The sequence below is a fragment of the Teichococcus vastitatis genome (genome assembly GCF_003604215.1).
In the GTDB taxonomy this organism is placed as follows: domain Bacteria; phylum Pseudomonadota; class Alphaproteobacteria; order Acetobacterales; family Acetobacteraceae; genus Pseudoroseomonas; species Pseudoroseomonas vastitatis.
This window is the reverse complement of the sequence record NZ_QXGS01000005.1, coordinates 125239-139123: the sequence shown is the minus strand read 5'-3', so window position 1 is coordinate 139123 and position 13885 is coordinate 125239. Positions and strand designations below refer to the sequence as shown.

Here is a 13885-nt window from a genome sequence, read left to right as displayed (position 1 = left end):
ATCGGGAAGAAGCGTAGCAGCGGCTCGCGGCGAAGGTCTAACCCGGCACCGCCAGCAAATCGGTGTGTCCGATGCGAACGCCCAGCCTGGCGCGCATCGCCTGCGCCCGGCGCACCTCCATCCACTGGCGGATGCGTGGCGCCATGCCGCGCGGCAGGGCGGCGAGGGCGGCATGGCCATGGCCCTCCGCCAGGGTGTCGGCCATCACGGGCGTGTTGGCGCCGACCAGCCAGGGGCTGGGCGCGGTGCCGACGCGAAAGCCGGCGGCGCGGAAGGCCTGCGCCATGGTGCGCGGCGCCAGCGGCCCCAGGGCGCGGCCGCCGAAGCCCTTGTCGCGCCACTGGTCGCGCGCGAAGCCGCGCGCGACCAGCCGGTCGGCCGGATGCAGCGGAAAGAAGCGTTCTCGCCCATCGACGTTGAGCGCGGCGTAGAACGGCACGCGCAGCGCGCCGGCCATGCGCTTCACCCACCGATGCGAGACAAGGTCGCAGAGCGCCGTGCTGACCACGGCATCGGCACCCTCCAGTGGCAGGGCTTCCGGACCGGCGGCGAGATCGGCCGTGCGCGCCTCGACCCGCCAGACGCCCTGCGGCGTGTGCACCAGCAGCGTATCGCGCCGCGGCCAAGTGGTGGTCCAGCCGGCCAGAACGGCGCGCTCCTCGATCGTGGCGAAGGCTCGCGACAGCAATTCCGCATCTGCATCCACCAGCGTCCAGCGCTGCGAGCGGTTCAGGATCGGCGCCAGCCAGCGCAGCAGCGCGCCGGTGCCGGCGCCGAGATCCACCAGATGCGGACGCGGCGGCAGCACCGCCGCCAGGTCCAGGGCCAGGCCGATGTTGCGGGCCCGCGCATCGAAGGGCTCCCGCAGCGCCAGCCAATCCCCGTCGAAGGCCTCGCTCATGCGCCCGCCTGCACGATCTCGGCGATGAAGGCCTCGGCGCGATCGGTCCAGCGCGGCAGCTTCTGCCCGGCCTCCCAGGCGGCCTTCGCCATCTCGGTCCGCAACCCGGCATCGTAGATCGGGCGCCGCATGGCGCGCGACAGCGAGGCGATGTCGCCCGGCGCGGCGATCACGCCGGCCTGCAACGGGACCACATCGGCGATAGCGCCGCCGGCGGTGATGGCGAGCGGCAGGCCGTGCGCCAGGGCTTCCGCCGCCGCCATGCCATAGCCTTCCCAATAGGTGGCCAGCGCGAACAGGTCAGCTTGGTTGTACAGCGCTTCCAGCTCGTCCTGCACCACCTCGCCGGCAAAGGTGACGCGTGCGGCGATGTTCAGTTCCTCCGCCAGTGCGACGAGGCTCCGGGCATGCACCGGATCGCGCGGGCCGCCGGCGATCGTGAGGTTCCAGTTGAGGTCGGTCAGCTTGCCAAGCGCACGCAGCAGCACGTCATGCCCCTTGCGCGGCACCAGCACCGCGACCGACAGGATGGCGCAGCCGGGCCCGCCGGATCCCTGGCTGCGCGGCGCCGGATCGGTGCCGGGCTCCACCACGCCGATGCGCGCCGCATCGGCGCCGAACTCGCCCGCCAGCCGGTCGGCCGTGAGCCGCGAGGTGGCGACGAGGCGCGCCATGCGGGGAAACAGCGAGGTTTCGCGCTGGCGCAGATCGTCGCGCTCGTCCTCGGCGAAGCCGGGTTCGATGGCGGTGGGATGATGGATCAGGCCGACGGCATTGCGCGTTTCCAGCTCATCGGCGAAGGGGGCGAAGGCGGGCAGGCCGAGGCCGTCGATGATCAGCGTGGTGTCGCCGGGCACCGCATCCAGCGCTGCGCGGGCGGAGGCCTGCGCGACGGAGTCGGGCAGCGGATGCCGCCCCTGCAGCTCGATCACCTCGACATTGTGGCCCGCGTCACGGAAGCCCCGCACCAGCCTCCGGTCGTAGCCGTAGCCGCCCGAGACGGTGCTGAACGGCCCCGGAACAAGCAGCGCGAGCTTCATGCGAGATCCGCCTCGTAGCTCGCCCAGGCCAGCGGGCTTTCGCGCAGCAGCACCTTGATCGACCGCACCGCCTTTCCGCCCGCGCCGAGCCGGCCGTGCCGCACCGCCTCGGCCAGGGCGCCATGGATGTGGTGGCACAGGAACTCGGTGCTGGTGTTCTGCCCCGTGAAGCGCGGCTCGTCATCCAGGTTGCGGTAGTCGATGGCGTCAAGGATGCGGCGAAGCTCGACGCGAGCGGCGGCGATGTCCACCAGCAGGTTGGCATCGTCCAGCTTCGGCGCGCGGAACTCTGCCTCCACCACGAAGGTGGCGCCGTGAACGCGCTGGGCGGGGCCGAACTCCTCGCCCCGGAAGCTGTGCGCGACCATGATGTGGTCGGCGACGGTGAGGCTGAACATCGCTTATCCTTGGTAGGTAACAATGGGGCAGAGCGGTGCCGCGACGCCCGGGGGCGGCGGATCGAGCAGGCCGGCCATGCAGGCGGGCAGATCCTCGAAGCGCAGCATGGGACCGCACAATGCGTCCAGCACCGGATCCTCCAGCAGGTCGAGCGCCAGCGCCAGGCGTTCGGCATGGCTGCGCCGCCCGCGCATCGCTGGCGCGACGGCGCCGACCTGGGTGGAGCGCAGCGTCAGCCGCCGGGCGTGAAACGCTTCGCCCAGCGGCAGCGGAACCGGCTTGTTGCCGTACCAGGAGGCTTCCAGGATGCGTGCCTCGAGGGCGGCATGGCGCAGCGCGTGCTGCAATCCATTCGGGTCGGCGGATGCGTGGATGATCAGTTCCTGCTCGCCCGGGCTGCTGTCCGGCGCGGCGAAGCGGGCGCCGAGCCGCTCCGCCACGAGGCGGCGCGACGGATCGGTGTCGATCACCGTGACCGTGGTGGCGGGGATCCGCGCCAGCAGGAACGCCGCCAGCAATCCGACCACCCCGGCGCCGATCACCAGGACTCGCTCGCCCAGAGCGGGCGCCGCGTCCCACACGATGTTCAGCGCGGTTTCCATGTTGGCGCCGAGCACGGCGCGATGATCGGGCACCGCATCCGGCACGGGGATGCACATGGCGGCCGGGGCGAGGAAGCGGTCGGCATGCGGGTGCAGGCAGAAGACGCGGCGGCCGAGCAATGCCGGCGGCGCCTCCTCCGCGATGCCGACGGCGGCGTAGCCATAGGCCACCGGGAAGGGGAAGTCGCCGGCCTGCAGCGGCGCGCGCATCACATCCCACTGGCTCTGCGGCACCTGGCCGCGAAACACCAGCCGTTCCGTTCCGCGCGAGATGCCGCTGGCCAGGCTGCGCACCAGCACCTGCTCCCCGGTGCGGGGCGGCAGCACGCTGTCGCGGATCTCGCCCGTTTCCGGCGCGGTGATCCAGAAGCCGCGCGCCCGCGTCATCCGCACACCGCCGGCCGGGCGCGGTGCAGCGCGATGTCGAACAGCACGTCCTGGCCCAGTGTGTGCACCTGCCATTCGAAGCGGAGCCCATCGGCGATGCGGGCCGCCTCCGGCAGGGTGAAGGCGGGAATGCCGCTGCCCAGCAGCACCGGCGCCACGGTGACGTGCAGCCGGTCCAGGCAGCCTGCCGCCAGGAAGCGCGACACGGTCAGCCCGCCGCCTTCCACGAACAGCCGGCACAGGCCGCGCCTGGCCAGGATCGGCAGCAGCGCGGCGATGTCGAGCCCGCCAATGCCGGAGCGCGGGGCGCGGATCACCTCGGCCGCACCGTGCCGGTTCGCGCCGCCGGCGTCGTTGGCGCAGACCAGCAGCGTCGGCGGGCCATTGCCCGAGAACAGGCCGTAGCCGGTGCCGAGGCGCCGATCGGTGTCGAGCACCACCCGCACCGGGGACGGCCCCGGCACCTCCCGTGTGGTCAGCCGGGGATCGTCGTGCCGCACCGTGCCGGCGCCCACCACCACGGCGTCGCTTAGCGCCCGCAGGCGGTGCGTGTGCAGGATGTCGCCACGGCCGCCGATCCACTGGCTGGAACCGGAGGCGGTGGCGATCCGGCCATCCAGCGTCTGCGCCAGGCGCCCCAGCACCGTGCAGCCATCCGGTCGCCCGGAGGGAGCCAGAACCGGCCCGAACAGGGCCGCCAGCGACGGGCTGGCCAGCGGCCATCCCTCAGGCGAGGGCCCGCCATCGCGCCAGCGCAGCAGCGCAGTCCAGGCGGGGTCGTCGACAGGGGCGTTCATCGATGCACTCTATGCCCGACGGCGCCCGGGGTGGCCAGCCTGTCGGCGCCACGACCCTTCTCCGCAGGCCGCGGCGGCCGGCGGTCAGGCCGGCAACAGGCCGCGCCGCGCATCGGCCCGGCGCAGACACGCGGCCAGCGGCAGGGCGAGCAGCACCATCCATAGCTTGCCCAGCACCTGCCCCGGCAGATAGCCGAGGTCACCGAAGGCGATCAGCAGAAAGAACACGCTGTCCACCACCAGCCCAACGATGCCGGAGGCCAGCACCGCCAGCACCAGGTTGCGCCGTTGCAGCGGGGTGTAGACCAGCAGGTCGGCGGTTTCGCTCAACAGAAAGGCCGCCGACGAGGCCAGCACCAGCGAGGGCGGCGCCAGCAAGGCGGAAAGTGCCGTGCCCGCCGCCACTGCGAGCCAGGCCCAGCCCAGGCCGAGGCGCCGCTGCACCAGATCGCGCAGCACCAGGGCGAGGCCGATCATCAGCACGCCGGATGGCGCCATCACGCCGGGCGCCACCGGGATCAGGCAGGGGCCCTGCGGCACGCACACCGTGCCGGCATTACCGATCAGCCAGTTGGCGGCGGGAATGGTAAGTCCGAAAGCGGTCAGGGCCAGCAGGCCCTCAAGACGAGGTCTGGTCATGCTTGCGAGTTTTCCCAAGGGGTGGGGCGGGAGCATCCGCGCTGGTCGTTCAGCGGGCGGAGCGATACGCCATCCATCCCCTGGCGCGCAAGACACAGGCGGGACAGGTGCCGCAGCCATAGCCCCATTCATGCCGGGCGCCGCGCTCGCCCAGGTAGCAGGTATGGGTCTTCTCGACGATGTCGCTGACCAGCGAGGTGCCGCCGAGTTGTTCCGCCAGCTGCCAGGTCTGCGCCTTGTCCCGCCACATCAGCGGCGTGTGCAGCACGAAGCGTCGGTTCATACCGAGGTTCAGCGCCACCTGCAGCGCCTTGATGGTATCGTCCCGGCAATCGGGATAGCCGGAGAAATCCGTCTCGCACATGCCGCCGACGATGTGGCGCAGGCCGCGCCGGTAGGCGAGCGCCGCGGCAAAGGTCAGAAACACGATGTTGCGCCCGGGCACGAACGTGTTGGGCAGGCCGCCCTCGGTCATGGCGATCTCGGTGTCGCGCGTCAGCGCGGTGTCGGACACCGCGCCGAGCGCATCGAGAGAGAGGGTATGATCCGGGCCGAGCTTTGAGCGCCACCCCGGCTCCAGCCCGTCGCGGAACACGGCGCGGCATTGCAGCTCGACCCGGTGGCGCTGGCCGTAATCGAAGCCCAGCGTTTCCACCCGCCCGAAGCGATCCAGCGCCCAGGCCAGGCAGGTGGCGGAATCCTGCCCGCCGCTGAACAGAACCAGCGCGCCGTCATCCATCGCCTTGCCCCTCCACCTGCATCGGCCCGGCATCGCGCCGGGGTGGGGGCGGCGTCAAGCGTCGCGATCAGAAGAAGGAAAAGGATTTCCGGTTCAGCCGCTCCGCCTTGACCACGAGCTGCGCCCGGTCGCGCGCGAAGGCGCGGCGGGTTTCGAGGTCCATGTAGGTGAGGCCGTGCTGTCTGCACCAGGCGATGAACTCGTCCGGCCGCACCGCGATCCGGATGACGCGGTAGCCCGCCTCCTCGGCCCGCTTCACGTCGCGCACGGCGGCGTGGCGCCACTCATGGTAGCGCTCGCTCATGTCGGGCATCACCTCGCGCAGCCGGTCGAAACTGGCCTCGTCGTACCAAGCATAACCCATGACCGGCTTGTCGCTCATTCCCACACTCTCCAGCTCAGGCGGGTCGGGCGATTCAGTCCCGGCCTGTGCCGCAGTGTCGCCGCGCAAGGTAAAGCGATGACTAAGCGTCACGCGGCCTTGTTCAGGCGATCGCTGGCCCAGCAGGCGGCCTCCGCCACCACCGGGTCGGGATCGGCGCGCAGCCGCTCGGCCACCGCGCACAGCGCGGGATCGGCCGAGTTGCCGATGGCGATCAGCACGTTGCGCACGAAGCGGTCGCGGCCGATGCGCTTGATCGGAGAGCCGCTGAACAACGCGCGGAAGCCGGCATCGTCCAGCGCCGCCAGCTCGGCCAGGCGCGGCGCCGCCAGATCCGCGCGCGGCATCAGCCCGGGCTCCCGCGCGATCCGGGCGAATTTGTTCCAGGGGCAGACCGCGAGGCAATCGTCGCAGCCATAAATCCGGTTGCCCATCGCGGCGCGGAACTCGTGCGGGATCGGACCCTTGTGCTCGATGGTCAGGTAGGAGATGCAGCGCCGCGCATCGAGGCGATAGGGGCCAACAAAGGCGTCCGTCGGGCAGGCGGAAAGACAGCGCCGGCAATTGCCGCAATGATCCACCTCGGGTGCCGAGGGCGCGAGGTCAAGCGTAGTGTAAACCTCGCCCAGGAACAGCCAGGAGCCGTGCGTTCGGCTGACCAGGTTGCTGTGCTTGCCCTGCCAGCCGAGTCCGGCCTGTTGCGCCAGCGGCTTCTCGGCCACCGGCGCGGTGTCCACGAACACCTTCAGCTCGCTGTCGCGCCAGCGATCCACCATCCAGCGCGCCAGCGCCTTCAGCCGCTTCTTGACGATGTCGTGGTAATCCCGGTTGCGGGCATAGACGCTGATCGCGGCACGGTCGCGCCGGCCGAGGATCGAGAGCGGATCTTCCTCTGGCCCGTAATTCATGCCGAGCGCGATCACCGACACGGCCTCCGGCCACAGCGCCCGCGGATGCGCGCGCTGTCCGGCACGATCGGCCAGCCAGCCCATCTCGCCCTGCATGCCGGCGGCGAGGAAGGCATCGAGACGCTGGCGCACCTCCGGGCCGAGATGCGCCGGCGCGAAGCCCACGGCATCGAAGCCGAGGCGCAGAGCCTCGTCCCGGATCTCCGCAGCGCGGGCATCCGGTGTCGCGGCGGGAAGGGGTTGCTTACCCGCGCCCACGGTAGTTCGGCACGTCCTGGGCCGGGATCCAGGCTCCGGCGGGGGCATCGCCCGTTTGCCAGAACACGTCGATCGGGATGCCGCCGCGCGGATACCAATAGCCGCCGATGCGCAGCCATTCCGGCGCCAGCAACTCCGCAAGCCGCAGACCGATGCCCACGGTGCAGGCCTCGTGGAAGGCGCCATGGTTGCGGAAGGAGGTCAGGTACAGCTTCAGGCTCTTGCTTTCCACCAGCCAGTCGCCGGGGATGTAGTCGATCATGAGATGCGCGAAATCGGGCTGGCCGGTGATCGGGCAGAGCGAGGTGAACTCCGGCGCGGTGAAGCGCACGCAATAGCGCTGGCCGGGATGCGGGTTGGGCACGCGCTCCAGCACCGCTTCTTCCGGCGAGGCCGGCTGCTGCGTGTTCCGGCCCAGCATGGTCAGGCCGGACACGTCGTGCCCAAGGGTGGGGGACTGGGTCATGCGGCGATCTCCTCGGCGCCTTTCTGCCGGCTGGCGCTCCAGCCGGCCGCGATCACGGCGGCCTCGGCCTCGAAGCGGCCGGCCAGGATGGCCTCGCGCAGCCGCTGCATCAGGCACTGGTAGTAACGGATGTTGTGCCAGGTGAGCAGGATGGGACCCAGCATCTCGCCGGCCTTGAACAGGTGCTGCAGGTAGCCGCGCGAGTGGCGCGTGCAGGCCGGGCAGTCGCAATCCGGGTCAAGCGGCGCGGTGTTGTCGCCGTGGCGGGCGTTGCGCATGTTCAGCACGCCGCCGCTGGTATAGGCGCGGCCGGTGCGACCCGAGCGCGTCGGGATCACGCAGTCGAACATGTCCACGCCGCGCCGCACCGCGCCGATGATGTCGCCCGGCGTGCCGACGCCCATCAGATAGCGCGGATGCGTCTCCGGCAGCATCGGCACCGAGAAATCCAGGGTGCGGAACATCTCCTCCTGGCCCTCGCCGACGGCCAGACCGCCGATGGCGTAGCCTTCGAAGCCGATCCCGCGCAGGGCGCGCGCGCTTTCGGCGCGGAGGTCCTCGAACACGCTGCCCTGCTGGATGCCGAACAACCCGTAGCCTGGGCGCTCGGTGAACGCGGCGCGGGAGCGCGCGGCCCAGGCCATGGACAGGCGCATGGACTGCGCCGCCACCTCATGCGTGGCGGGGAAGGGCGTGCATTCGTCGAAGCACATGGTGACGTCGGCATCCAGCAGGTGCTGGATCTCGATCGAGCGTTCCGGCGTCAGGCGGAACTTCTGGCCGTTGATATGGCTCTGAAAGGTGACGCCGTCCTGATCCAGCTTGCGCAGCTGCGACAGCGACATGACCTGGAACCCGCCGGAATCGGTCAGGATCGGGCCATGCCAGTCCATCATGGTGTGCAGCCCGCCGAGCGCCGCGACGCGCTCCGCTCCCGGCCGCAGCATCAGGTGGTAGGTGTTGCCGAGCACGATCCGCGCGCCCGTGGCGCGCACGCCATCCGCCGTCATGCCCTTCACCGTGCCGGCGGTGCCCACCGGCATGAACACCGGCGTCGGCACCTCCCCATGCGCGGTGTGCAGCGTACCGGCCCGGGCGCGGCCATCCGTGCACTGGCAGCTCCAGCCGAGGGGGGCGCGGCTCGTCATGGGTGAGCATCCTCGCGAAACAGCAGGCTGGCATCGCCGTAGGAATAGAAGCGGTAGTTCCGCGCGATGGCGTGGGCGTAGGCGTCCCGCATCCGCGCCAGGCCGGCAAAGGCCGAGACCAGCATGAACAGGCTCGATCTCGGCAGATGGAAATTGGTCAGCAGCAGGTCGGCCGAACGGAACGGGTGCCCCGGCAGCAGGAAGATGTCCGTGAGGCCGCGGAAAGGATGCACGGTGCCGGCACCATCCACCGCGCTTTCCAGCAGCCGCAGCGCCGTGGTGCCGATGGCGACGATGCGGCCGCCGCGGGCCCGGGCGGCGTTGATCGCCGCGGCCGCCTCCGGCGTGATCTCGCCCCATTCGGCGTGCAGCTTGTGCTCGCGCGGATTGTCGGCGCGGATCGGCAGAAAGGTGCCGGCGCCGACATGCAGCGTCAGCGACACCTGCGCCACGTCCCGGGCCGAGATCGCCTCCAGCAGCGCCGGCGTGAAGTGCAGGCTGGCGGTGGGCGCGGCAACGGCGCCCGGTTGTTGCGCGAAGATGGGCTGGTAATCCTCCCGGTCCTCGGGGCGGGGGCCGTCCGGGCGGGCGATGTAGGGCGGCAGCGGGATCTCGCCCGCGCGTTCCAGTGCCGCGGCCAGCAAGCCCTGGTCGGAGCCGAAATCGATCAGCGCGGCGCCGCCATCCTGGCGCTCCACCACGCGCGGGGCCAGTTCCGGCGCGCCTTCCACGGCCAGGATGTCGCCGGGACGCAGCTTTCGGGCATTGCGCACCAGCGCATGCCAGATGCCGCCGGCTTCCGCTCGGTTCAGCATGATCTCGACCCGCGCCTCGCCGCGCCGGGCGCGCAGCCGGGCGGGAATGACGCGGGTGTTGTTCACCACCAGGAGGTCGCCGGGGCGCAGCCAGTCCGGCAGGTCGCGCACGCCCGCATCCCGAAGATCTCCGGGCGCGGCGACCAGCATGCGCGCCGCGTCGCGCGGGCGGGCGGGCGATTGGGCGATCAGCGCCTCGGGCAGGGCGAAGTCGAAATCCTCGGCCCGCAGATCGGGAAGGGCGGTGCTGTTGCTCATGGGATCGCGGCGGGCGGTAGCGGAGGGGGGCGGCAAAGGCAAGCGTCGCAGTCCTGCCCGGCACGGCTTGCGGGGCTCCGGCGCCGCGGGCAGGCTCCGGGACCTGTTATGGGAAGGACAACGGCATGATCCGCTATGAATTGTCGGGCCGCACGGCGCTGGTGACCGGCGCGGCATCGGGCATCGGTCTCGCCACAGCGACCGCTCTGGCCGAGGCCGGCTGCCGCGTCGCGCTGAACCACTTGGCGGACGACCCGCGCGGACCGGAGGCGGTGGCGCGGCTGCGCGGGGCCGGGCACGAGGTGATCGCCGCCCCAGGCAATGTTGGCGACCCGGCGGACGGCCCGCGCATGGTGGAACAGGCGGTCGCCGGCCTCGGCCGGCTCGACTTCCTGGTGAACAATGCCGGCACGCCGGGCACCACGAAGCTGATACCGTCCGGCGCGCTGGAGATGATCACCGAGGAACTCTGGCAAACCGTGATCCAGGTGAACCTGCTCGGCTTGTTCCGGTGCAGCAAGGCGGCGGCGCCGGCCCTGAAGGCGGCGCGCGGCGCGGTGGTGAACGTGGCCTCCGTCGCGGGCCTCGACAGCCCCGGCAGCTCCATGGCCTACGGCGCCACCAAGGCCGGCGTGATCAGCCTGACCAAGAATCTGGCCCGTGGCTTGGCGCCGGAGGTGCGGGTCAACGCCGTGGCGCCGGGTGCGGTGGACAGCCCCTGGATGGTGGAATGGACTGAGGAACGGCGTGCCAAATCGGCGGAAAAGGCGCTGCTGAAGCGTCGTTGCCAGCCGGAGGATCTGGCCGAGGTGATCCTGTTCCTGCTGGCCGGCGCCGGCATGGTGACGGGGCAGACTGTGGTGGTGGATGGCGGCATGACGCTGGAAGCGCGCTGACCCCGCCGCCGCGGCACGGCGATTGCTGGCCCCTTGCGGCACCTTTCGGAGCCCAGAGCTGATGATCAACATCGACACCGACCGCTTCCTCCAGGATCTGCACGAGCTGCGCCGCATCGGCACGTTCAGGACGGGCGTGCACCGCCCGACCTATTCCCCGCAGGACATGGAGTCCCGCCGCTGGCTGATGCGGAAGATGCAGGAGGCGGGGCTGGAGGCCAGCATCGACGGCATCGGCAATGTGTTCGGCCGCCACGCCGGCGAAGGGCCGCATCTGCTCGCCGGCAGCCACATCGAGACGCAGAACGAGGCGGGCTGGCTGGATGGCGCGCTGGGCGTCGTGGCGGCGCTGCATCTGGCACGGGCCGGGCTGCCGGTTGATGTGTGCGCCTTCGCCGATGAGGAAGGCCATTTCGAGGGCGGCTTCATCGGCAGCCGCTCGATCATCGGCGACTTGTCCGAGGAGGAAATGGACCGTTCGCGCAATCGCTACGACGGCACCCCCCTGCGTGACGCGCTGCGGGACGCCGGGCTGGCCGGGTTGCCGCGCATGCGGATCGATCCCGCCCGCTATAAGGGCTTCTTCGAGATGCATATCGAGCAGGGCACGCAGCTGGAGAGTGCCGGGCTGCAGGTGGGGGTGGTCACCGGCATCGTCGCGATCTGGCAGTGGCAGCTGCGAATCACCGGACAGCAGGACCATGCCGGCGGCACCACCATGGCCGAGCGCCGCGACGCGGGCCTCACCGCGGTGCGCCTGCTGGCGGCCATCGATGCCGAGTTTCCCCGCGTCTGCGGCGAGCGCTCCACCTGGACCACCGGCCGAATCGCGCTCGACCCCGGGGCCGCCAGCATCATCCCTGGCACGGCAGACGTGCTGTTCCAGTTCCGCGACGTGTCGATGGCCAGGCTGGAGGCGATGGAGGCCGCGCTGCGCCGCCTGGTGCAGGAGAGCAACCGGCGCGAGCGCTGCCACACCGAGCTGGTCGAGGTGCACAAGGCCACGCCTGCCCTGTGCGATCCGGGCACCATGCGGGCGCTGCGCGGCGCCGCCGAGGCGCTGGCACCCGGCAAATGGCAGGACATGCCGAGCGGCGCCGGCCACGACGCGCAGAACATCGCGCGGGTTCTGCCGGTGTCGATGCTGTTCGTGCCATCGATCGGCGGCATCAGCCACCATTGGGCGGAGAACACCAGCGACGAGGACCTGGCCATGGGCATGCGCGTGCTGGCCGAGGGCGCGCGGCGCTATCTTTCCGGCTCCAACTGAGCGGCGCGGATCACCGGCGGGCGGAGTCCCTGCGCGATACCTGCCGCACCATGCCGCCCGCCAGCACTTCGGCCATGCATTGGTAGCCGAGGTCGTTCATGTGGAAGCCGTCCTCCGACAGCATGATCGCCGGGCGCGGCAAGCTGTCCCAGAACCGCATGATGTCGTAGCGGCGCATCAGCGGCAGGTGGCGCTCCTCCGCCACCTGCTCGATGGCGGCGATAAAGGACAGGTAGAGGCTCTGGTCGGGGATGCGCGGGTAGAATTGCGGGTTGATCAGCAGCAGGTCGCTGCCCCTGGCCCGCACCTCGTCGGCCCCCTCGCGGAGGATGCCGGCGAAGGCCTGCGGGGTGACGCCGCGCAGCGCATCATTGGTGCCGATCTGCCAGAGCACCACATCCGGCGACCATTCGGCGAGCAGCTGCTCCAGCCGGGCCAGGGTGGTGGACGCCACCTCCCCGCCGACACCCTCGTTGCGCACCTGGAGGTCGGCTCCCGGCAGCAGCCGTTCCAGGGCCGCTTCCAGCCGCGGCGGATAAGCCCGCGCCGGGTTGGAGGCGCCGACCCCGGCGGTGGAGGACGAACCGATCGCCAGGATGCGCACCGTCTGTCGGCCGCGCAGCAGCGACGCCAGGCGAGGCAGGGCGCCGTTCAGCTCCCGCAGCGCATCGGGCACGGTGCAGGCGGCGGGCACGTTGTCGGTGTTCGATGCCGGCGGCACCCCGTCCTGGGCACGGGCCGGCAACGCGGCCAGTGCGCCGTAGAGGGCCGGCACGCCGCAGAGAGCCAGGGTGACGTGCCGCATCAGGAAGGCTGCACCACGGCAGGCAACGGCCCGGCGCCGTTCCGCCGCTTCTCTGTCAGGGTCAGCAACGCCGCGACGCCGAGCTGCACCCCGACGCCTCCGGCCACGTAGGTGACATCGAACAAAGCGCCGTCGAAACCGGTCTGCTTCAGGGCCACGCCGGTGATCGAGACCACGAGTCCGGTGCAGAACACCGGCAGCGAGTGCCGGCCCAGCATGGCCAGCGGGTTCCGGCTGGCAAGTCCGCGGGCCCAACCCTGCAGCGGCGAATGCGCCACCACATAGCAAAGCGCCAGAACATGCAGCAGGCGCGGAACCGACAGGAACTGCTTCTCCGGCAGGGCGAGGAAATCGGGCAGGGGAAGCCAGCCGGAGGGCGGCAGCCCCGTGCCACGCATCACCAGCAGCGCCAATGCCAGATAGGCCACGGCCGCCCACCAGGCGCCGCGGCGATAGGGAATGGCCTGTCCGGCACGCTGGCGCCGCGCGCCCAGGGCGAAGCCGATCACGAACAGGAATTGCCATGACAGGGGATTGAAGAACCATCCGCCTGGCAGCGGAAAGGTCTGGAAGTTGAGCCCGGTCAGCCCGGCCGCCAGATAGACCGAGCCGGAGAGACCCACGGCCAACGCCATGTTGCGCGCCGCGAGGGCGAGCAGCAGCGGCAGCGCGCCGATCAGCACGAAATACAGCGGCAGGATGTTGAGGAAGCCGGGCTGGTAGCGCAGCGTGGCGGCCGAGACCAGCGCCTCCGCCGGGTCCATCATCAGCGGCTCCAGCGCGATCACCGAGAAGAGGCCAAGGTCGCCAGTGCGGATCACGCCCATCGAGAACACCGCGCCGCCCAGAACCACCAGCGCTAGATGCGTGATGTAGAGGCTGACGGCACGGCTGGTCACCTTCATGGTGATGGCCAGCTTCTGGCCCCAGACATAGCGGCTGAAATACGCCGCGGCGGCGGCATATCCGGCAAAGAAGACGAACAGCTCAGCGGCGTCAGAGAAGCCGAAATTCCTGTGCGTCAGGTTCTCCAGCACGTTTCCCGAGACGTGGTTGATGAAAATGGTGATCAACGCCACGCCGCGCCACACATCGAGCGCAGTGTCGCGGCCGGGCGCGACGACCGGTGCTGCTGCTGATCCAACCGCTGAACGCAAGGCGAGCTTTCCTTTGCC

16 protein-coding genes are annotated in these 13885 nt (G+C 70.7%); 2 read left to right on the top strand and 14 right to left on the bottom strand.

Going from position 1 to position 13885, the window contains the following annotated elements:
* Window positions 1-37: 37 nt before the first annotated feature.
* The 12 genes from D2K64_RS10205 to queA all read right to left on the bottom strand — a co-directional run bounded on the left by D2K64_RS10205 (window position 38) and on the right by queA (window position 9739).
* The gene (locus tag D2K64_RS10205) at window positions 38-901 is read right to left on the bottom strand and encodes a class I SAM-dependent methyltransferase (protein ID WP_120008246.1); all 864 of its coding nucleotides are present in this window, start codon (window positions 899-901) and stop codon (window positions 38-40) included.
* Window positions 898-1941 carry a glycosyltransferase family 4 protein gene (locus tag D2K64_RS10200; protein ID WP_120008245.1) on the bottom strand — a complete coding sequence of 348 codons (1044 nt, stop codon included), beginning with the start codon at window positions 1939-1941 and terminating at the stop codon, window positions 898-900. The genes D2K64_RS10205 and D2K64_RS10200 overlap by 4 nt, the downstream gene beginning before the upstream one ends.
* Entirely contained in the window at window positions 1938-2339 is a 402-nt protein-coding gene (locus D2K64_RS10195) for a 6-pyruvoyl trahydropterin synthase family protein (protein ID WP_120008244.1), read from the bottom strand. The genes D2K64_RS10200 and D2K64_RS10195 overlap by 4 nt, the downstream gene beginning before the upstream one ends.
* 3 nt (window positions 2340-2342) lie before the next feature.
* Complete coding sequence (locus tag D2K64_RS10190) at window positions 2343-3329, bottom strand: zinc-dependent alcohol dehydrogenase (RefSeq protein WP_120008243.1); 987 nt, start codon at window positions 3327-3329, stop codon at window positions 2343-2345.
* Window positions 3326-4126, bottom strand: a complete 801-nt coding sequence (locus D2K64_RS10185) for a RibD family protein (RefSeq protein ID WP_120008242.1) — start codon at window positions 4124-4126, stop codon at window positions 3326-3328. Before D2K64_RS10185 ends, D2K64_RS10190 begins: the two co-directional genes overlap by 4 nt.
* A gap of 84 nt (window positions 4127-4210) precedes the next feature.
* Window positions 4211-4765 (bottom strand): VUT family protein, encoded by a 555-nt coding sequence (locus D2K64_RS10180; protein WP_202910618.1) that lies wholly within the window; start codon window positions 4763-4765, stop codon window positions 4211-4213.
* 49 nt (window positions 4766-4814) lie between these two features.
* The gene (gene queC, locus D2K64_RS10175; RefSeq protein WP_202910617.1) at window positions 4815-5504 is read right to left on the bottom strand and encodes a 7-cyano-7-deazaguanine synthase QueC; all 690 of its coding nucleotides are present in this window, start codon (window positions 5502-5504) and stop codon (window positions 4815-4817) included.
* A 67-nt stretch (window positions 5505-5571) separates the two neighbouring features.
* A complete protein-coding gene (locus D2K64_RS10170; RefSeq protein WP_120008239.1) occupies window positions 5572-5886 on the bottom strand; it encodes a hypothetical protein in 315 nt (104 codons plus the stop codon).
* 89 nt (window positions 5887-5975) lie between these two features.
* A complete protein-coding gene (gene queG / locus D2K64_RS10165; RefSeq protein WP_370764682.1) occupies window positions 5976-7052 on the bottom strand; it encodes a tRNA epoxyqueuosine(34) reductase QueG in 1077 nt (358 codons plus the stop codon).
* Window positions 7039-7518, bottom strand: coding sequence for a preQ(1) synthase (gene queF / locus D2K64_RS10160; RefSeq protein WP_120008237.1), 480 nt, complete (start codon window positions 7516-7518; stop codon window positions 7039-7041). The genes queG and queF overlap by 14 nt, the downstream gene beginning before the upstream one ends.
* Window positions 7515-8666 (bottom strand): tRNA guanosine(34) transglycosylase Tgt, encoded by a 1152-nt coding sequence (tgt, locus tag D2K64_RS10155; RefSeq protein ID WP_120008236.1) that lies wholly within the window; start codon window positions 8664-8666, stop codon window positions 7515-7517. Before tgt ends, queF begins: the two co-directional genes overlap by 4 nt.
* On the bottom strand, window positions 8663-9739 hold the full coding sequence (gene queA / locus D2K64_RS10150) for a tRNA preQ1(34) S-adenosylmethionine ribosyltransferase-isomerase QueA (protein WP_120008235.1): 1077 nt from the start codon (window positions 9737-9739) through the stop codon (window positions 8663-8665). The genes tgt and queA overlap by 4 nt, the downstream gene beginning before the upstream one ends.
* 125 nt (window positions 9740-9864) lie before the next feature.
* Between queA and D2K64_RS10145 the strand changes: the two genes are divergently transcribed.
* Window positions 9865-10635, top strand: coding sequence for an SDR family NAD(P)-dependent oxidoreductase (locus D2K64_RS10145; RefSeq protein WP_120008234.1), 771 nt, complete (start codon window positions 9865-9867; stop codon window positions 10633-10635).
* Window positions 10636-10696: 61 nt separating this feature from the next.
* Window positions 10697-11905 (top strand): Zn-dependent hydrolase, encoded by a 1209-nt coding sequence (locus D2K64_RS10140; protein WP_202910616.1) that lies wholly within the window; start codon window positions 10697-10699, stop codon window positions 11903-11905.
* Window positions 11906-11915: 10 nt separating this feature from the next.
* Here D2K64_RS10140 and D2K64_RS10135 read toward each other — a convergent pair whose 3' ends face one another.
* Window positions 11916-12710: an SGNH/GDSL hydrolase family protein gene (locus tag D2K64_RS10135; RefSeq protein WP_120008233.1), complete on the bottom strand. Its 795-nt coding sequence runs from the start codon at window positions 12708-12710 to the stop codon at window positions 11916-11918.
* Window positions 12710-13867 carry an OpgC family protein gene (locus D2K64_RS10130; protein ID WP_120008232.1) on the bottom strand — a complete coding sequence of 386 codons (1158 nt, stop codon included), beginning with the start codon at window positions 13865-13867 and terminating at the stop codon, window positions 12710-12712. Before D2K64_RS10130 ends, D2K64_RS10135 begins: the two co-directional genes overlap by 1 nt.
* Window positions 13868-13885 lie beyond the last annotated feature (18 nt).